This window comes from Micromonospora sp. NPDC051006 (genome assembly GCF_044456245.1).
In the GTDB taxonomy this organism is placed as follows: Bacteria; Actinomycetota; Actinomycetes; order Mycobacteriales; family Micromonosporaceae; genus Micromonospora.
In genome coordinates, this window is the sequence record NZ_JBITFP010000005.1 from 211,774 (window position 1) to 230,133 (window position 18,360).

The 18,360-nt window shown below is 70.2% G+C and carries 15 protein-coding genes and 1 pseudogene; 2 read left to right on the forward strand and 14 right to left on the reverse strand.

The window, feature by feature from the left end; all coding sequences use genetic code 11:
* The 8 genes from ACIBBA_RS11685 to ACIBBA_RS11720 all read right to left on the reverse strand — a co-directional run bounded on the left by ACIBBA_RS11685 (position 1) and on the right by ACIBBA_RS11720 (position 10,238).
* Positions 1 to 162, reverse strand: a complete 162-nt coding sequence (locus ACIBBA_RS11685) for a hypothetical protein (protein ID WP_396696236.1) — start codon at positions 160 to 162, stop codon at positions 1 to 3.
* 80 nt (positions 163 to 242) lie between these two features.
* Positions 243 to 3,380 (reverse strand): ATP-binding protein, encoded by a 3,138-nt coding sequence (locus tag ACIBBA_RS11690; protein WP_396696238.1) that lies wholly within the window; start codon positions 3,378 to 3,380, stop codon positions 243 to 245.
* Positions 3,381 to 3,443: 63 nt separating this feature from the next.
* Positions 3,444 to 5,615, reverse strand: a complete 2,172-nt coding sequence (locus tag ACIBBA_RS11695; RefSeq protein ID WP_396696240.1) for a HelD family protein — start codon at positions 5,613 to 5,615, stop codon at positions 3,444 to 3,446.
* A 304-nt stretch (positions 5,616 to 5,919) separates the two neighbouring features.
* Positions 5,920 to 6,810 (reverse strand): hypothetical protein, encoded by an 891-nt coding sequence (locus ACIBBA_RS11700; RefSeq protein ID WP_396696242.1) that lies wholly within the window; start codon positions 6,808 to 6,810, stop codon positions 5,920 to 5,922.
* Positions 6,811 to 6,936: 126 nt separating this feature from the next.
* Positions 6,937 to 8,151, reverse strand: coding sequence for an amidohydrolase family protein (locus ACIBBA_RS11705; protein WP_396696244.1), 1,215 nt, complete (start codon positions 8,149 to 8,151; stop codon positions 6,937 to 6,939).
* A gap of 253 nt (positions 8,152 to 8,404) precedes the next feature.
* Positions 8,405 to 8,779 (reverse strand): hypothetical protein, encoded by a 375-nt coding sequence (locus tag ACIBBA_RS11710; RefSeq protein ID WP_396696246.1) that lies wholly within the window; start codon positions 8,777 to 8,779, stop codon positions 8,405 to 8,407.
* Positions 8,780 to 8,922: 143 nt separating this feature from the next.
* Positions 8,923 to 9,945: a hypothetical protein gene (locus tag ACIBBA_RS11715; RefSeq protein ID WP_396696248.1), complete on the reverse strand. Its 1,023-nt coding sequence runs from the start codon at positions 9,943 to 9,945 to the stop codon at positions 8,923 to 8,925.
* 158 nt (positions 9,946 to 10,103) lie between these two features.
* Entirely contained in the window at positions 10,104 to 10,238 is a 135-nt protein-coding gene (locus ACIBBA_RS11720; RefSeq protein WP_396696249.1) for a hypothetical protein, read from the reverse strand.
* 254 nt (positions 10,239 to 10,492) lie between these two features.
* Here ACIBBA_RS11720 and ACIBBA_RS11725 point away from each other — a divergent pair, with 254 nt between their 5' ends.
* A complete protein-coding gene (locus ACIBBA_RS11725; RefSeq protein WP_396696251.1) occupies positions 10,493 to 10,753 on the forward strand; it encodes an ArsR/SmtB family transcription factor in 261 nt (86 codons plus the stop codon).
* A gap of 109 nt (positions 10,754 to 10,862) precedes the next feature.
* Here ACIBBA_RS11725 and ACIBBA_RS11730 read toward each other — a convergent pair whose 3' ends face one another.
* Together ACIBBA_RS11730 and ACIBBA_RS11735 are read right to left on the reverse strand one after the other, a co-directional pair.
* Positions 10,863 to 11,645 (reverse strand): alpha/beta fold hydrolase, encoded by a 783-nt coding sequence (locus tag ACIBBA_RS11730; RefSeq protein ID WP_396696253.1) that lies wholly within the window; start codon positions 11,643 to 11,645, stop codon positions 10,863 to 10,865.
* Positions 11,642 to 12,160, reverse strand: coding sequence for a PadR family transcriptional regulator (locus tag ACIBBA_RS11735; RefSeq protein ID WP_396696255.1), 519 nt, complete (start codon positions 12,158 to 12,160; stop codon positions 11,642 to 11,644). Before ACIBBA_RS11735 ends, ACIBBA_RS11730 begins: the two co-directional genes overlap by 4 nt.
* A 221-nt stretch (positions 12,161 to 12,381) precedes the next feature.
* Here ACIBBA_RS11735 and ACIBBA_RS11740 point away from each other — a divergent pair, with 221 nt between their 5' ends.
* On the forward strand, positions 12,382 to 12,762 hold the full coding sequence (locus ACIBBA_RS11740) for a DUF6506 family protein (protein WP_396696257.1): 381 nt from the start codon (positions 12,382 to 12,384) through the stop codon (positions 12,760 to 12,762).
* A 106-nt stretch (positions 12,763 to 12,868) separates the two neighbouring features.
* Here ACIBBA_RS11740 and ACIBBA_RS11745 read toward each other — a convergent pair.
* The 4 genes and pseudogenes from ACIBBA_RS11745 to ACIBBA_RS11760 form a co-directional block, all read right to left on the reverse strand.
* Positions 12,869 to 13,024 (reverse strand): annotated as a pseudogene (locus tag ACIBBA_RS11745) (VOC family protein); the annotation flags it as partial.
* A gap of 146 nt (positions 13,025 to 13,170) precedes the next feature.
* On the reverse strand, positions 13,171 to 13,653 hold the full coding sequence (locus ACIBBA_RS11750) for a VOC family protein (protein ID WP_357056946.1): 483 nt from the start codon (positions 13,651 to 13,653) through the stop codon (positions 13,171 to 13,173).
* Positions 13,654 to 13,720: 67 nt separating this feature from the next.
* On the reverse strand, positions 13,721 to 16,444 hold the full coding sequence (locus tag ACIBBA_RS11755; protein ID WP_396696259.1) for an AAA family ATPase: 2,724 nt from the start codon (positions 16,442 to 16,444) through the stop codon (positions 13,721 to 13,723).
* 214 nt (positions 16,445 to 16,658) lie between these two features.
* On the reverse strand, positions 16,659 to 18,269 hold the full coding sequence (locus tag ACIBBA_RS11760; RefSeq protein WP_396696261.1) for a tannase/feruloyl esterase family alpha/beta hydrolase: 1,611 nt from the start codon (positions 18,267 to 18,269) through the stop codon (positions 16,659 to 16,661).
* Positions 18,270 to 18,360 lie beyond the last annotated feature (91 nt).

Below are 18,360 nucleotides of genomic sequence, written 5' to 3' on the forward strand. Positions count from 1 at the left end.
CTACAGGGGTTGGTAGGGGTCGTGGCTCTTGTGCTCTTCGGCACCGTCGGCACGGTCGACGTCGGAGGCGTCGGAGGCGCTGTCACGCGGCTCGAGCGACAGCCCGGGAGGTGGCTGGTGCTCGATGGCGGCGTCGTCGCGCGCGACAGGTCGCTCAGGCATGTATCGCCCTACGGCTATGGATCATGCAGTCATGCTCGGCGGATGAGTGACCGCTCGCTATCCAGTGGATACGTCAATTTTCACGACGCGTTGCCGAGGGTTTCCTCTTCGGCGAACACTCCGGCCTCCACTGCCTTGACCGCGAGCGCGGTCCGGGATGTCACCTTCAACTTGCGCATCGCCGCACGCAGCTGTTGATCCACCGTGGCCGGCGACTTGGCCAGGATCCGGCTGATCTCCCGGTTGGTCTTGCCGGCGACAACCAGCTGGACCACGTCGAGCTCGCGAGGTGAGAGCTGGTCGCCGTACCCTCGTCGGCCGCCGCGCCACAGTCGCGGGACCTCGGCGCCGTGTTCGCGAAGCCGCTGTGCGGCACGGTCCGCATCGCCGCGGGCTCCGAGCCGGAACAGTTGCTCGTACTGTGCGGCCAGCAGAACTCGGCCCTGTTCGATCTGGCCTTGCGCGATGAGCGCCTCGGCTTGACGCTCGCGGGCGAGCATGGCGTCGTAGGGGCGCGGCAACGCGCTCCAGGCGCGCGCCGCCCGACCGTATGCCGTCGCCGCGCGGGCGTGGTCTCCGGCCGCGGCGAGCAGCAGGGCACGGCATACGGTGAGGGCGGCGCGAGGCGCAGGCGCCGTACGGCCACGCAGTCCTCTGGCGAACTGGTCGCCCAGGCGTGTCGCGGCCTTCAGGTCGCCCGCGACGAGGTGTGCCTCGATCCGGGCGGGGACGAGGTCCGTCGCCCAGACCCAGATGCCTTTTCTCTGGACGGTGTCCATCGGCTCGTTCGTGATCTGCAGCGCCCGGCCGCTGTTTCCGTCCGCCAGCCACAGTCTGGCCAGCGCAGCGGCGGCCTCCATCGTGTCGTCGGCTGCGCCGAGACGGGCAGACTCCTCGAGGACCAGCCGGAACTGCTCCTCCGCAGCGCGCCGCCGTCCGGCTGCGGCTGCCAGCCGGGCCGCGAGGCGAATGCTGCCGAGGTAGTACGCCGGCCGGTCTCGGTCGGCATCGGCGAGTGCCGCGGTTCGCTCCGCGAGACCCTCCCACCGGCCGGTCAGCCACGCCAGGTTGGCCTGTTCGAGTCGGACGTTGTGCTGTAACCGGGACGCCTGCTCGGCCTCGGCAAGGCGCATGGCCACGGCGAGGTGTTCTTCCGCGTCGGCGTACCGACCCCAGATCAGTGCGCCGGTCCCGACATTTGCGTGGATGCGGGCCACGTCGAGACGCTCCGCCGAGGTCGCGCCGTCGACGGGCAGGTCAGCGACGACGTCCCAGGCCTCCTCTTCGCCGAGCATGAGCAACGCGGCGGCTCGGTTGCCGGCCAGGTTCAGCCGCTCCGCGGGGGAATCGAATTCGGCGGCGAGTTCAGCGGCGCGATCCAGCCAGCGCCGATGGGTCGACGCCGGCCACGGTCCCGCATAGGCCCATCCGAGATAGGTCATTGCCCGAGCCGCCTCGACCGGGTCATGGTCGAGGTTGGCCACCGCCTGCTCCAGCTCGCTGAGTGCGGCCTGCGCCTCACCCCCGGTGATCAGGAGTCGACCCAGGGGGTTGCGGATCTCGGCCTGCTGGCGGGCGGAGAGACCGGGGGTCTCCAGCACCGAGCGCAAGGTACGGATCACGCGGTGGTGGACCTCGTCGACCGGTTCACGCCGGCCCAGTGCGGCCACTCCGGCGATGCGCGCGACTCGTGCCCGATCCGCCGGCGGCAGCACCGCCCACGACAACAGATCCACCAGCACGTCGACCGCCTTGGTGTGGTCACCCGAGGCGATGGCCAGCTCGGCACCCTGCTCGGCGTACCGCGCCCAGGACTGACGCTCGCCCGCCTCACGGAAGTGGTGGGCAAGGCGTGCCACAGGCTGCGGGTGGATGTCCTCCAGGGCCCGGCCGGCCAGCAGGTGGAAATGTCTGCGGTCGGTCAACGGGATCGCTTCGTAGACAGCCGTGGCGGCCAGCACATGCCGAAATCGCCACCGGCCGCGGTCGTCTCCGTCCAGGACGCCGGCGTCGGCCGCCTCCGCGACAGCGCCTCGACACGCAGCTGGTGACAGACCGGCGGTCATCGCGATCGTGGTTACCGATGACCGCTCAGCCAACGTCGCCGCGGCTCGCAACACCTGCTGCGCCGTCGGCGACAGACGGCCCACCCGCTCCCGGGTGGAGTCGCGCACCGTTGGCGGCACCTGTAGCTCGCGCAGCTTCAGCCGGACCCACTGTCCGTCGCGGAAGACGAGGTCGGCACGGTCGCACATGAGGCGAACCGACTCCTCCAGGGCCAGCGGAACGCCGCCTGTCCGCTCGTGCATGAACGTCGCGAACTCCTGCGATACCGGGTTGCCGTCCAGCATCGAGGACACCAGTGCTGCCGTGTCGTCGGGTCGCATCGGCGCCAGGGCGATCCTCAGCTGGGTCACGCCGGCAGGCAACCGGGACGTCAGCCGCAGCAACAGCGATCCGACGTCCACTTCCTCCGGCCGATAGGAGACCACGAGGCTCGTCCCGTCCGACTGCTGTCGGGAGGTGACGAACAGCAGGAACTCCAAGGTCACCTCGTCTGCCCAGTGAGCGTCCTCCAGCACGAGGACGTCGACACGCAGAGCCCGCAGCAGCTCGTCCAGGGCGCGGAACAGGCGATGCCGTGCCGCCTTCGCATCGTCCAAGGGCGGCAGTGCGGGCGGCAGGTCCGAGGACCATTCAGGGAACAGGGGTCGTAACGCACCCGCAAGCTCGGTGAGCCGCAATCGCGACACCGGGCGGTCGATCCCACGGAACGCGTCGACGATCGGCCCCAACGTCAGCGACTCGCGAAGCGGTGGGCACACCGAGACCAGAGCCGTGCGCTGGTCCGGCGCGGCCAACCACTCTCGCAGCAATCGACTCTTCCCAATCCCCGCCTCGCCCTCCACCAGCACGATCGCCGGGGGCCGGGCCAAGGCGCCGCGGAGCGCCGCCATCTCCCGATCACGGCCCACGAAATGCGGCGTGGAAACCGTCGGTGAAGTCCCGTCGTCCTCGGGCGAGGGGTCGAGCATGCGTGATGATCTCGCTTTTCGAGGCTCGTGCACAAGTACCATCGCGGCGACTCGCCCGCTGTTGGACGCCCGGGGCTGTACCAGTACGGGTCCGGACGCGAGCGCGCAGCGGCTGGCGCGGCTGATGGTCCGGTCGATCAGGAGGTGGATGACGTCGGTGTCGGCCCGGAACGTCGCCGTCACACCCGAGCGGATAGGGGCCGAGCCGGGCAGGTATTTCGCCGGCATGCTGTCGTGTGGCGACTGCTACGTGAGTATCAGCTGTCCAAGTTCCTGGGTGCATCGGGTGAGCGCGACGTAGAGGCCGTTCCAGCCGCGCGGTTCAGCGGCGATGCCCTGGGGGTCGATGAGGAGCGTCGCGTCCCATTCCAATCCCTTGGACTGGGTCGCGGTGAGCACCGGCACATCGCTCAGCACGGCTAGGAGTTCGGCGATGCGCTCGGCGGGGGCGATGACGCCGACTGTGCCGCCCTGCCACCGTTGCTGCAGCTGTCGGACAGCTTGCGCGGCGGCGGCGGCAAGCTGGGCGGATGTGATCGTGAGCTCCCAGGGGACGATGCCGGAGGCGCGCACCGCCCGTGGCGGCGTGTTGTGGCTGCCAGCCTTCTTCAAGACCGGTTCGGTGAGCTCCATGACCTCACGCGGGGTCCGGTAGCAGATGGTCAGTTCCGCGGCGGTCCAGCGGTCTCCGAAGACAGCCTGCACCGCTTGTGCCCAGCTGGTGTGCCGGTGCGCTGCCTCGGCCTGGTCGATGTCGCCGACGGCGGTGATCGAGCGACTGGGACAGCGCCGTACGACCATGTGCCACTGCATCTCGGACAGCTCCTGCGCCTCGTCGATCACGACGTGGCCGTACACCCAGCCGCGCTGCCGGCGAGCGCGGTCGGCGACGAACTCGCCCTGTGGTTGCGGGGCTTCGCCCTCGCCCAGCAGGTCGGCGAGAGCGTCGAGCAGGGCGATGTCGCTCGATGCCCAGGTGGCGGGCTCGGCCGAGACAGCGGTGATCTCCGGCGGGGACAGCTGCGGGGCGAACCGGGCCAGCAGGGTGCGGTCGGTCAGGAAATCACGCAGCAGGGTTTCGGCGTCGAGGGTGGGCCACCAGGCCTCGATGAACCGGGCGATGGTGGCGTTCTCGGCGATACGATTACGGAGGTGTTCAATCTCCTCCTCGGAGAGCAATCCGTCGATGTCGCTGCCGGTGGGCGTCCTGCCGGGGTGGTGGTCATGCCGCAAGTCCCTGTCGACGCGGGCGAGGATGTCCTCGAAGCCCTCCTCCATCTCGTTCATCAGCGCCTCGCGCTGCTCGGCGACGACTTCGGCAAGGAGGTGGTGCAGCTGCTCGGCGAACGCCGCGCGGGCGCGGTGGTACGGGCGTCCCTGCACCGCCGAGGCGAGCGCCTGCGCCACCGTTGCGGCTGTGATGACGTAGAACTCGCCCTCCCAGCGCAGCTTCAGCTCGCGGGGGCGGGGGAGCAGCGACGTGACGTAGTTTTCGAGCGCGGATTGCCAGAGGGCGCGGCCCTTGATCTCGGCGAGCAGCCGGCTCTCGTCGCGGCCCACCTGGATGCCGGCCAGCAGCGTGTCGCAGGTCGCCGAGACGACGGCGGTCTCACCGAGCGCGGGCAGCACCTGGGCGATGTACTCGAGAAACCGCGGCGAGGGGCCGAGCACCAGGACCGCTTGGTCGGCCATCGTTCGGTGCGCGAACAGCAGGTAGGCGACGCGGTGCAGAGCAACCACGGTCTTGCCGGTGCCGGGACCGCCCTGAACGATCAGCGGACCGGTCGCCTCGGCCCGGATGATGTCGTCCTGTTCGCGTTGCAGCGTCGAGATCGCCGTCGACATGCGGCCGGTACGCCGTTGGTCGAGGGCGGCCAGTAGAGCGCCTTCACCAACGAGTTCCGCCGTCATGGTCCCGTCCAGGGGCTCGTCGTCCACACCGACGACGGCCGATCCCCTCGTACGTATGTGACGGCGCCGTGCCTGACCCTGTGGGTCGACAGCCGTCGCGGTGTAGAAGGGCCGAGCTGCCGGAGCGCGCCAGTCCACCAGCAGTGGCTCACTGTCCTCGCCGTCGTTGCGGAGACCGATGCGGCCCACGTGTCGCACGGTGCCGTCAAGACCGTCGAGGCGGCCGAAGACCAGACCTTCCCGTGCTCGCCGTAGCTCCTCGTACTGATGGCGGAGCATGCGCTGTCGGGCCTGCTCCAACGCGTCCAGGGCCTCTGACGAAAGCTCGACCTGTAGGTGCTCGGCCAACCTGTCGCGCCGGGCCGTGGCCAGGTCGAGAAACGCCTGTTCCTCGGCGACCGCGGATCGGCGCGCGACGCCCTCCGCGGTAGAGCCCGGCGCTTCGCCGTCCGGTGCTACTTCGCTGACGCCAGCAGTGCCGTCGCTCGGAGCAGAATCTCGGCGCATTCGCAAATCCTTGCATTGGTGTTCCACTCGGGCCGGATACGCCGCAGCGCATTCCGGCGGCAAGCATAGAGCTGGTTCCTCCTCGTCGGCCCGGAACTTTGCCGGCAGAGATGGGAATCTCAATGCCTTGAAGTTCCGGGTCGCTTGTGGCCGCACCCAATCTTGATTCGCTTATTGACAGCTCGGCCCTTATCTGATCTGCGGGTGCGACACTCAGCGCACGGCGCTGGGGATCGGACCGCAAGCCCCGCCGTTGCTCACGCAATGCGCCGTCGCAGACCAGCCAGGAGGCCACCGCTCGAATTTATTCGATGAACACCTTCACGGAGTCGGCCAGCCCGTCGTTCCGGTTGACGCCGACGAAGAATTCGCTCCCCACATGGGTGACATCTTCGATCTCGTCGATCAGGTTGTTCCCCGGAATTCCGATGTCGCTCTCTACATCGCCTCCGGACCAGTTGTACTGGTACACCCAGTTCCAGCCGGTGGCGGGCGTTGAGGTGTTGATCGACTTGGTGTTCCAGACATAGTTCTCGGAGCAGTCAATGCCTTGGTCGGAACGATTATCGTGACTCGTCAGGTTGCTCTTGACCAGCGTCCATCCACTCGTCAGCGCACCGGCGCCGGGATGGGTCCACAGGCTACCCAACCGTCGGGCGGCATATTTTCCGGCTCCGCCGGCAGCCGTCGCGCTGTAGCAGAGGCCGCTGATGTTGCCTATCGGTAGCCGCACTTCCCCGGTTGTGCCAAGAGATCCGTCGGCGTTCAGGCGCACGATTGTCACCTTGTCGCTCAGGAACGCGGATTGGCTCCCTTGGGTGGCGATCAGGGCCGGGCCCTGACCCAGATAGTTCGCGTTGAAGGCGAGGTCGTTGCCGTGGCCGAGTGTGGGGATGGAAGTTGGCGCGCCGGCGCAGACCCAGCTGGTGCCGTCCCAGGTTGAGCCGTCGCGCAACCACCTGGACAGGACGGGCTCGGCGCCGGCCGCCTTCGTGAAAACGATGTAGAGCTGGCCGCCTGGCCCTGCCACCATGCCTTGCATGACCGTGCGACCCGCCTTGCACGCACTGCTGTTCGGGATGTTCAGCCGTTCCGCCCCGCTCCTGTCCGTAGCAGCGGAGGCAGAGGCTGCCGGGGCGATAGCGATTGCAATTGAGAGTGCGAGCACGGGCGCGACGCTTGACAGTTTCTTCACTTCGGTGTCTCTCCTTGAGGGGTAAGGCGAGAGCAGCGTATCAGTTTATGTCAACGTGTCTGTTTCATTGTTGTGGCGGCGAGCCGCGCTTCGAATACTGCGTGTCTCCGGCCTCAGTCCGTGCTGTCAGGTGTTTCTGACAGGCCCCTCGGAATCAATCATCTGCTCGCCGGCGCGGTACACGGCGAGCGGGCGGCGCAGTACCGTGATGTCGCTCGTCGGGTCGCCGTTCACGACCAGCAGGTCGGCGTCGAATCCGGGGCGGACGCGGCCCTTGCTCCGCCCGAGGCCACACACCTCGGCGCCGACCGAGGTGGCCGCGGCGAGGGCGGCGGTCGCGGGCATGCCGCACGCGACGTACTCGATGAGCGTCTCTGGCAGGATCCCGTGCGGCTTCGCCGGGCCGAGGCCCGCGTCCGAGCCGGCCACCAGGCGGACCCCGGCCCGGTGCAGGGTGGTGACGCCGTCGCGCAGCGCGGCCTCGCTGAGCCCGGCCCGCGCCGCCATCGCCACCACCTCCGGTGGCGTGACCACGGCCGGGTCGGTGCCGAGCGTGGCACAGACCGCCACCCCGGACGTGGCCAGACGGTCCGCGAGCTCGTCGGGGACGTGGGCGCCGGTCGCGGTCACGCACGTGCAGTGTTCGATGCCGTCGACACCGACGCGCAGCGCCTGCTCGACCGCGCTGAGCGCGTGCGCGTGCGCGGTCACCGGCAGGCCCAATTCGTGCGCCCGGGTCAGCGCGGCGGTCAGCTCCTGGTCGGTGAACTGAGGCCGGGTGGTGTCGGTGCCGGGGGTGAACACCCCACCGCTGGCCATGACCTTCACCAGGTCAGCGCCGGTCTCCGCCCGCAGCCGCACGGCCTCGCGGATCCCGTCGACGCCGCTCGCCTCGCCCCCCATCGACCAGCAGTGCCCGCCGACGCTGGTGACCGGCGCGCCCGCCCCCACCACCGTTGGCAGATCGTGGCGCACCTCCCGGTCCCGCCACCGGAGCACGGCGCCGCGCCGGTCGCCCAGGTCCCGAACCGTCGTGACGCCGGCCTTCAAGTGCGAGCGCAGCGACGCCTCGATGACCGCGTCGAGGTCCGGCTCGGGACGCTCGGCGAGCCGCCCGAGCGCGTCGAGCCCAGCATCGGCGCACAGGTGCACGTGCGCATCGATCAAGCCAGGCAGCACGGTGCCGTCGGGCTCCTCGCGCGCCGGCCAGCCCTCCGGCACCTCGGCCCGGCCCCGGTGCACGTCGGCGATGCGCCCGTCGTCCAGCAGGACCAGCACCCCGCCGTCCACCAGCCGCTCGCCGTCGAACATCCGCGCAGCCTGGACAGCATGCTTCGTCATCGACCCTCCCCGCTAGGTTGAACCGTTCGGCCGAACTCTCAGCTGACGGCACTCTGCGAACACGGGGCTCTGGTCAGCTTGACGCACGACGCGGAAGCCACCAGCAGTCCGACGTCCCAGAGTGGGTGGCCCCCTGTTTCCAGCAGCAACGGCAGGAACGGAGTGCCGAGATCACCGCGAACCGGGGCGCTCCTGAAGCGAGACCGCAGGCCGATGTGGACGGCAGCGCCATGAGGGCTCGCAGTCCGGAGCGCTATCGCGCCGGGGCTCGAACCAGGGTGACACGCCGACGGTAGTCGGCGGCCACGGCTAGGACGAGGGGACCCCATGCGACCAGTGGCACGTAGTAACGGAACACTTCCCAGTCGGGAGCCGGGTGCACGGGTTCGTCGCGGCCGACGCCGACCCATCCGCGCGGCACGAAGTGGAACGTCTGGTTCAGGACGAAGTAAACGGTGATGGCGACGAGCAGTGAACCGCCGGCCACAGCGAGGATCACGACCGGGCGTGCCGGGATCGGCCGGCCTCCGAGCAGCGGTACCCAGTGCGGAACCTGTTCTCCCCATCGATGCACCAGTCCGAGTGTCGACAGGGCAAGCACCATCGACAGAGCGGACAGGAAGATCATGTACCAGGTGGTGGCCTCCGCACTGAACAAGAGGGACACTCGCCAGACTGCGGACGGCAGGACGCAGAGCGGGACGGCGTAGGCGGCCCAGACAGCCCAGGGTGACGGCGCCGCGGCCCAGGCTCGTTCAGAGTCGGTGGAAGTCACGAGTGCTCCGATCCTCGAAGGCCGACGTCATCGCGGCCTCGGCCGTGGTCGGGCCGAATTGACGGCTCAGGGCGGCAGGCCGGTGGCCTGTTCCTGCGGCCGGTGGTGAGGGCGTAACCGGTGGTGGTGACGCCCAACGACACACCCCAACCGAGGAACACCAGCAGCGTGGCGGCCACCGCCCACCCCTCCCACACGTCTGACCGGTGCGTGTCGCCCGCAAGCAACTGCCGCACGAACACCGAGACGCTCAAAACGCCGTAGGTGACCAGCGTGAGCGCCACCACCCCGGCCGGGATCACCGCCAGGAGCCGGGGAACCGGTCGCCCCCGCAGTCCCGGCACCCAGCGCGGGAACTGCTGCCCCCATCGCTGTACCAACCCGAGAACGAGCAGGCCGGCGAGCGGCGGGACGAGGGTGATCGCCACACCGGTCCAGGTCGAGAGGCTCCGGTGGATGTCATCCAGTTGCCGCTGCGGAATTCCGAACGGAACGCCGAGCACCCACAGCCCGTGCGGCACGGCCCAACCGACCACCGGCAGAGCGACCGCCACGTACGCCCAGCGGCGGGTCCACCGCGGCACCGGCTGGTACTCGGCCTCCCGCGCTGCGCGCCGGGGAGCGCAGGCGTTGGCGAGCCCGGCGAACAGGAGACCGCCGGTCGCCAGCGCGAGCCGTGCGCCGAGGTCGCGCCAGTCCGAGGGGCGTCCCGCCAACGCCGCAGGGATCTCGAAGAGCAGATGCAGCGGGAACGCGAGGACCAGGAGCAGCGCGGCCGCCGCCCAACTGCCGGCGACCGGGTAGCGGCCGGGGAACCGGACCGCGCACACGGCCAGCACCGCGAGGGCGGCACCGACTCCCACCGCTCCCCACCCCGCCCAGAACGGCAGTGTCTCGACCTGGTTCGCGCCGCATCCGCCCGTCGGGTCGACCAGATCGGTGCGGTCGCAGGCGGTGTACCCCCACCGGTCACCCGCGATCCAGTACGCCCGCACAGTCACCTCGGCGACGACGAACACGACGCAGGCGACCGCCCACGGCCGGACCCGAGGAGCGGCAGTTGACCGGGGGGAGCGAGCCGAAAGGCCTGACTCGCCGACCTCCTGCGGAGCGTCCCGTGCCGGACCCGTGGCCGTGCGATCCGGGACCCGCACGCGCACGGGCCGTTGCCTCGCCGTCATCGCTTGACCACCTCGACCACGGCCGGGGTCAGCGGCCCGGTCCGGACCGGGAGCGGTGCCAACCACACCGCGAGACGCCGTCCCCGGCTTTTCAAGGGCACCGCGACGATCACCTCGTAGTCGAGGGCCAACCGTCTTCCGCTCCTCATGCGATCGGTCGACAACTCGACCAGCCACCCCGGGACTGACGGAAAAAGGCTTGATAGTCATGGAGCAATGCTCTGTGGCGACTGGCGGAGCTGTCCTCCCGGTAGAGGGGGACGCGCTCCCTCTACCGGGGGAGTGCGGACCTTGAATGGTCCCGTTGTATGGGGTTGGACTGCGACCACGCCGTCACCGTCGTCGACCCGCGTCTTCCGCCGCGCATCTGGTACCCGGCCCGGGCATGGCCACGGTCTGGCACACCGACGTCGACGTCGCGCCGCAGGCCCTGGCCGACCTGCTCGGCCGTACCCGTGCCCGAATCCTCACCGCCCTCGCACAGCCGGCCGGCACGACCGACCTGGCGCATCAATTGGGCCTGAGCCCTGGCACGGTCAGCCAACACCTCGGTGTCCTGCATCGCGCCGGACTGCTCACCCGGGCCCGACACAGACACGTCGTCCTGTACATGCGCAGCCCACTCGGTCACCGGCTGTCGAATTGACGGGGGCGCACACCTGACCACGCCCCACAGCCGGCAACCGGAGCGACACGAAGACCTCAACCGGATGCCCTGAACGAGGTCGCCGCGGTGCTTGCCCCGAGAAGAGCGCTCAGGCCCGGGAGACCGGGACAAGGCGCGGGTCGGTGGTTCCGTTCAGCCAGCAGCGCAGGACCTCGTTGAACAGGTCGGTGTCTTCGATGTTCCAGATGTGGTGCATTTTCGGTGCGAGCCGCAGCTGTGCTTGCGGTGCGGCATGGGCGATTGCCCGCAGGGAGTTGCGCACCACCGCGGGTTCCTTCTCGCCCGCGATCGCGAGCAGAGGGCCAGAGTAGCGACGTAGGTCCGCGGGCACGCCGCCCGCGAACACCTCGGCGTTCATCGCGGACGCGGTCTCGCGGCGTACTGACATTCCGTGCGCGACGTACAGCGCGCGTGAGTCGTGCGGGATGCCGAACGCCGCCGCTTGCGCGCGCCAGAACCACGCCGTCTGCCAGAACGCCAGCTGCAATCGGCAGATCAGGCGCACCCCGACGCTGGCGGGCTCGAGCGGCGCTCCGCTGAGGAGTGCCGAGCGCACCCGGTCGGGGTGTCGCGCCAACACGCGAAGCGCCAGCACGCCGCCCAGGGAGAGCCCGGCGAGGTCGAAGGGGCCATCGACGCCGTGGTCGGTCACCCGTGCCACCACGTCGTCAGCGATCGCATCCAGACCATGCCAGTCCTCGCGGACGCGCTCACCGAAGCCCGGTAGGTCGGGCGTGATGACTATCCGATCTGCGAGCGCGGGCAGCTGCGGCTGCCACATCCAGTTCGCGACGTTGCCTCCGTGCAGCAGCACCAGGGGGAGCCCGGCCGAGGTCATGGCGGGGACGTGCACCTCGGGAAAGCCGGTCATGCGAGTTCCTCCTCGACGGCGTCGAGCCAAGCGAGTTCGGTGCGTAGATGCGCGACGCCATTGTCGAGCGTGGCGAGCCGCAGCCGGGAGCCGCGATCGTGCCCTGTGGCCTCGGCGCGCACCTGCTCAAAGCGCGCGAGCTGCGCCTGGATTGCCACGCGATGCTGGGCGAAGAGTGAGCGGAGTGCGTCCTCGTCGAGATCGGCACCGAAGAACACCCGCGCGAGGAAGGAGTCGCGGTTGACCTGGCGCTCCGGCTTGGTCGCGAGCCACGCGGCGAGAGCCGCCCGTCCGGCGTCGGTGATGCGGTGCTCCTGGCGGTCGGGCCCAGCGGACCCGACCACCGTCTCGACCTCCGCGTACCCGTCGGCGACGAGCTGGGCGAGGGTGCGGTAGATCTGGGCCTTGTCTGCCGACCAGAAGTGCCCGACGGTCGAGTCGAAGTGTCGCTTGAGGTCGTAACCGGTCATGGGCGAGAGGGCAAGGAAGCCCAGGATGATGCGTGACAGGTTCACGTCACTAGTAGACAAGTCTCCCTATGACTTGTCAACTAGTCCCGTGCGCCGGACCGGCTCCGACCCACACCCACCCCGCTGCCGACCAGCCAAGGTCGTCGCCGTTGAGAAGGGATCTCTCGCCACTGATCCGAACGGACGCAGCCGGGTCGCCGTCCTGGGCACGGTTCTTGCCTCGGGCGAGCCGGACGGGGCAGCGTTCTCCTTGACCTCCAGTCGGCATGAGGTTCTACGTTCGGGGTGATCGTGCGTATTCGCGTTTGAGGGAGTGCCCTGTCATGTCTGTCAGCTGGGCCTACATCTATGAGCACCCGGGCACCGATCCGATCGCCGATCGCCGGTTGATCGACCGTGCCGGTCAGGTGACGTTTCTGGTGCGGGTGCCGGACCCGTCGGTGGCGCCGCAGGTCGCGGTGAGCCTGGTCGACGAGGGGATCGGGCTCATCGAGTTGTGCGGTGGGTTCTCGCTGGCGGCGGCGGCGCTGGTCGCCGAGGCGGTGGCAGGGCGCGTACCGGTTGGTCACGTCACCTTCGCCGTGGACTCGGTGCGCGGGGCGGCCGCATACGGTGCGCAGTTTGAGCAGCAGACGCCCGACGTCTGATCCTGCTCGGGCTGGACATGCCCCGAGGACATCTCGATGGGGCCGGCGCCGGTCCCGGGCCGTCTCAGCCCGGAGGCCGCCTGGGTCCGGCGGCGGTCAGGCTCGCGTACCTGAGGATCTCCACCTGTGCGACTGGGTCGTCGTCGGATTGAGGGCGGGCCGAGGCGCTGTCGAGAATGCGTACGGCCTGCCGGACATCGCCCCGTGAGTCGGCCTGTACGACAGCGTTCCCCAAAGCCTTGGCCAGACGCCCCGCCGGCGCGGGTTCAGCGGCCGATTCCCCGTGCGACGGAAGCCAGCGGACAAACGCGGTGCCGGCTCCGAGAAGGTGGGCCGGCCCGGCCGTCGCCGCAGCCCGGCCCCGGGCGCGGCAACGGCCGGTTCCGGCCGGACGGAAGGGTCCGCGGTTCAGCGGCCCGGCAGGCGTTCGGTGATCTCCTGCAGGAGGAATCCGTTGCCGTCCGGATCGGTGAACGAGGCGAACGACCCGTACGAGCGCCGGCCCGGGTAGAGGCCGGGCACCCGCTTGGCGGTGCCGGCGTGGTGGAAGACACCGTCCGCGTCGTGGAAGATCTCGCTGACCTCGACGCCCTTGCTGACCAGGTCCGCGCGGGCCTCCTCGATGTCCCTGACGATGAGGTGCACGTTTTCCACCGAACCGGGGGCGGCGGTGCCGATGCCCTCGCCGACCACGATCGAGCAGTGCGATCCGGGCGGGGTGAAGTGCACGACCCGGAAGCCGTCGCCGCCGGCGTAGTCGAGGTCCTCGCGGAACCCGAGCCGGCTGTAGAACTCCCTGGCCCGGTCGACGTCGGCCACCGGCAATACGATCAGCTCAAGCTGGTAGTCCACCATCATGTCCTCCTGGGCGAATCGAATGCCGTCCGGCATCCGGCACCCACCCTCGCGCGCCCGCAGGTGCCGTCGCCCCAGGGAGACACCCTGGGGCGGCCACGGGTCACCGGTCGCGCAGCGCCACGGCCAGTTCTCGGCGGGAGGTGATGTCCAGCTTGGTGAAGACCTTGCGCAGGTGCCACTCGACGGTGCGCGGGCTGAGGAAGAGCGTGGCGCCGATCTCGGGATTGGTCCGTCCCGCCACGGCCAGGCGCGCGATTCGCGCCTCCTGCGGAGTGAGGTCGACGGGCACGTCGAGGGCCCGCTTGCGGACGGTTTCCCCGGTCGCGGTCAGCTCCCGTCCTGCCCGGTCGGCGAAGCCCTCCGCGCCCGCCGTGGCGAACGTCTCGTACGCGTTACGCAGCTGCGCCCGGGCCTCACCGCGCCGGTTCTCCCGCCGCAGCCACTCGCCGTAGAGCAGGCGTGCCCGGGCCAGTTGCAGCCCCAGCCTGGTGTCGGCGAGCTGCTCGATCGCCTCACGGTAGTGCTCGTCGGCGTGCTTCGGAGCCGCCGTGAGCGCGTCGGCGAGGGCCTGGACACCGCGCGCCCATGCCGTGCCGGCAGCTCCGGTGCGCTCGGCCAGACGGTCACGGGTTTCGGCGGCCAGCCCGGCGTCTCCCACCCGGCTGGCGGCCTCGATCAGCTCGCTGAGTGTCCAGCTGAAGACGCCGAGGTCCGGATATTCGGCCGCGGACCGCGCGGCCGCCAGCGCGGCCGGGTACTGGCCGAGACCATTGGACAGCACGGCCTTGCCATAGCCGGCGAGGCCGAGCAGGCGGCCCTGCCCGCGCGCCTCACCCTCCCGGACCGTGGCGTCGATCAGTTCGACGGCGGGGAGTTCCTGGCCGCGGTGCGCGGCCAGGGTGAGCGCGGCGGATGGATGCATGGTCAGCCCGGTGGCCTGCTCGAGAGCGCAGGACTCGTCGATCAGGTCGGACGCGTCGGCGAACCGGCCGCTGAACACCAGCGCACCGGCGCGGAACACGAGCGCCGTCGGCAGCAGCGACAACGAACCGGTGGCCCGGGCGAACCGGACTGCCTGCTCCGTGAGCCGATACCAGGCCTCGTCGTCCCACACCTCGTGCGCCACCGGGGCGGCCAGCCACAGCAGGGACAGGTCCTCCTCCGCGGTCAGCGTGTCGAGCGCGCGGCGCAGCTGGGTGACGGCGGCTGCATGTCCGTCCAGGTTCAACGTGCTGAGTCCGGTCAGCAGCAGGCCGGTCACGTCGTCGCCGGCGGGCACTCCGCGGGCCGCCTCGGCGGCCCGGCGCAGGTCGTCGCCGCCGAACCGGCCAGCGTGCACGGCAGCGCCGACCGCGCTGAGGTACGCGGCGCGGGCGGCGTCCAGATCGAGGTCCGTGAGGCAGCGGGCGGCGGCAAGCAGTGGCGGGCCGGCCGCCTGGCCGGGGTTGAGGGTGAACGTGACCTGGGCGCGGAGCCGTTGCACCTCGGCGGCCTGCAACGCGTCGAGCGGACCGAGCTCGGCGGCGGACAGCAGCTGCGCCGCCTCGGCCGCGGCGCCGGCCTGCAGCTGGGCCTGCGCGGCGGCCAGGGTACGCGCGGCGCGCGACCGCGGATCCGGGGTGAGTTCGGCCGCCCGTTCGAGAAACGACGCGGCAGCAGCGCGGCCACCTCGGGCCAGTGCTCGACTGGCTGAGCGTTCCAGCTCACGCGCGACCTCCTCGTCCGGACCGACAGCGGCGTGCGCGCGGTGCCAGGCGCGGCGGTCAGGGTCGCGCCGTGGGTCGGTCACTTCGGCGAGAGCGCGATGCACGTCGCGCAGCTCGCTGGCCTCGGCCGCGCGCCAGGTGGCCGAGCGGACCAGTGGGTGGCGGAAGCGCACCCGGGCGCCGAACTCGACAAGCCCGGTGGCCTCGGCCGGCGCGGAGGCTTCGGGCCGGATGCCCAGGCGGTCGAGCGCGCGCCACAGCAGCGGCACATCGCCGACCGGCTCGACGGCGGCGGTGAGCAGCAGTCGCCGGGTGTCCGCCGGCAGCGCGGTGACGCGTCGCTGAAAACCCTCCTCCACCCGGCCGACCACGGGTGCTCCGCTCTGGGCTCCGAAGCCGAAGGCCAACTCCGTGGGGGTGAGGCCGCGCGGCAGTTCGAGCAGAGCCAGCGGGTTGCCTCGCGTCTCGGCGACGATCCGGTCCCGTACGCGGTCATCGACCGGCCCAGGCAGCACGGAGTCCAGCAGCGCCCGCGCGTCGGCGGCCGGTAGCCCGTCCACGCGCAACTCCGGCAGGCCACCCAGGATCCGCTCGTCGTCAGGGCTACGGACGGCGAAGATCAACGCGACCGATTCGGCGTCCAGCCGGCGGGCGACGAAGGTGAGGATGACCTCGGACATCCGGTCCAGCCACTGGACGTCATCGACAATGCAGACCAGCGGCTGGTCCGACGCCGCCTCCGCGAACAGCCCCAGGACGGCGAGCCCGACGAGCAGCCCTTCCGGCGGCTCTCCGACGCTCAGCCCGAAGGCGACTGACAGGGCGGCGCGCTGCGGCTCAGGCAACTGGTCGAGGTGGTCCAGGAAAGGCGCGCAGAGATGCTGCAACGCGGAGTAGGCGATCTCGGACTCCGGCTCCACCCCGCCGACCCGGGCCAGGCGGTCGGCCTGGGCGCGTTCGGTCAGGTAGTCGAGCAGCGCGGTCTTGCCGGCGCCCGCCTCGCCGCGCAGCACCAGCACTCGGCTGTTCCCGGCACGAACGTCACGGAGGAGGTCGTTGAGCAGGTTCTTCTCGCGCCTGCGGCCCCGTAGCGCCGGGCTGTCGGTGTTACGTGGCACGTGACCGGAGCCTACACGGAGCTTTCTTTCATTAGCCCAGCACAGTCCGCGACTGAGGTCTCCGAATGAGGGCCGACGAGACGACGGGTGGCGGAAGACGAGCAGAAATTTCTGGACCGCACGCGGACGCGGACCCATGTCATCGAGGAGCACGGCGGAGCCAGGCGGCGGCCCCGGAGCTGGTCCCGGGGCCGCCGCCTTGTTCCGGACCGGGTCAGGCGCGCACGCAGTGGAAGTTGGCGGCCTGGGCAGGATCGCCGTGGCCGGTGTAGCGGGCCACCATCGGGTAGCGGCAGACGTCCCGGGTGACGGTCTTGCCGTTGGTGCTGGTCGAGGCGGGCAGGGTGGCCGGGGCGTGGCCCTTCTCCACCCAGTTGACGAGGGCGGCCAGAGCATCGTCGTCGCTCACCTGCGGGCCGGTGCCGCCGCCGCAGTGGTTCACGCCGGGCAGCAGGAACAGCCGGTAGAAGTCGTCGACCCGCTTGTTGCCGCCGGAGGTCCGGTTGACCCGTTCCCGGTAGTCGACGGTGCCCAGGGTCGGGATCAGCTCGTCGGTCTGGCCGTGCCAGCTCAGCAGCTTGCCGCCGGCCCGCGCGAATCGCGACAGGTCGGGGTCGTCGGTGCCGATGACGTCGTTGAACTGACGCTGCGATGAGCGAAGCAGGCGTTCGAACGACGCATAGGTGATCTTGGAGGTGTCGAAGGACGGATCCCGGGTCACGAAGTTCTGGACCCAGGCGTTGGCGACGAAGAACGGCGCGCCGGGGGTGGCCAGGGGATCGAGGCTGGCGCCCTTGTTCGGGCCGTACCAGAGCTTCTCGCCCGTGCTGGAGACCGGACCGGCCCAGATCTTGTTGACCGCGTTGGCGGTGGCGCGGGAGATGGTGAACTCCTTGCCGTCGCAGACGACGGTGGTGCCGATCATCCGGCGGGCGTCCCAGTGGCAGTCCAGCGGGTTGTCGATGATGCCGTCGGTGACCCCGTCGAGGCCGTCACAGGCCTTGACCGCCGCCGCGGTGAGGGCGTCCAGCTCGCATTTGCTGGGTTGGACGTTCTCCTCATTGAAGACGGCCTGCGACCACAACGTCGCGACCGCGAACCGGTCCCAGTTGACCGCCGGCGCCTTCGCCAGGATGCCCTGGAAGTCGGTCGGGTGGTCCTGGGCCTCCGCGTAACCCTGGCGGCCGCCCGTCGAGCAACCGTTCCAGTACGCGTAGCTCGCGGACCGGTGGTAGAAGTTCCGAGTCACGTCCTTGCCGACGACGGCCATGTCGTGCAGTGAGCGCGAGGCGAAGTTCTGCAGGAGCGGAGTGTTCACGGTGCCGTCGGCGGTGCGTCCCCAACTGGCGTCCAGCGGGTTCTGGCCGACGCCGGCGTCGGTCGCCGCTCCCACGTAGCCGCCCTTGACCGCCAGCACCAGCGGGTGGAGAAACTCGCCGGCAAGGTACGCGCTGCCGCCCGTGCCCTGGAACCGGCCGTTCCAGTCCTGCGGGTTCTGCGGCAGCGAGACCTTGATGTTGACGTGGTCGTTCGCCCCTGGGTGGGTCACGGTGACGGTGATGTCGCACCAGGCCGGCACGTCGTCGATCGGGGGGTAGTCGAGCAGGGGAGGGGCCGGCGGGAAGGTGACGCGTCCGCCGGGGTTGGCTACCGCCGTCACCTTCTCCACCACGGTGCCGGAGGGCGCGGAGACGGGAACGGAGGCGCATGTGGTGGCAGTCGAAAGGCCGCGGGTGTGGACGGCGGTGGCGTTCGCGGCCATCGGCACCAGCGCGGCGGCTGCCGGCACCGCCGCCGCTAGCAGGACGATCAGGCGTCGTTTCATGCCGACACCCTCACCCGCGGCATGTGTAGCTCGCCCCAGGGAACCACCCTGGGGTGAGCCCTGGCGACTGGAAGCCGTGTCGCAACCGTCT

Bases quoted from the DNA above. Each gene is read 5' to 3' on its own strand.
- ACIBBA_RS11725 (WP_396696251.1), top strand. From the start codon at position 10,493: ATGGCCACGGTCTGGCACACCGACGTCGACGTCGCGCCGCAGGCCCTG.
- ACIBBA_RS11740 (WP_396696257.1), top strand. From the start codon at position 12,382: ATGAGGTTCTACGTTCGGGGTGATCGTGCGTATTCGCGTTTGAGGGAG.
- ACIBBA_RS11730 (WP_396696253.1), bottom strand. From the start codon at position 11,645: ATGACCGGCTTTCCCGAGGTGCACGTCCCCGCCATGACCTCGGCCGGG.
- ACIBBA_RS11685 (WP_396696236.1), bottom strand. From the start codon at position 162: ATGCCTGAGCGACCTGTCGCGCGCGACGACGCCGCCATCGAGCACCAG.
- ACIBBA_RS11710 (WP_396696246.1), bottom strand. From the start codon at position 8,779: ATGATCTTCCTGTCCGCTCTGTCGATGGTGCTTGCCCTGTCGACACTC.
- ACIBBA_RS11695 (WP_396696240.1), bottom strand. From the start codon at position 5,615: ATGCGCCGAGATTCTGCTCCGAGCGACGGCACTGCTGGCGTCAGCGAA.
- ACIBBA_RS11750 (WP_357056946.1), bottom strand. From the start codon at position 13,653: ATGCCGGACGGCATTCGATTCGCCCAGGAGGACATGATGGTGGACTAC.
- ACIBBA_RS11760 (WP_396696261.1), bottom strand. From the start codon at position 18,269: ATGAAACGACGCCTGATCGTCCTGCTAGCGGCGGCGGTGCCGGCAGCC.
- ACIBBA_RS11705 (WP_396696244.1), bottom strand. From the start codon at position 8,151: ATGACGAAGCATGCTGTCCAGGCTGCGCGGATGTTCGACGGCGAGCGG.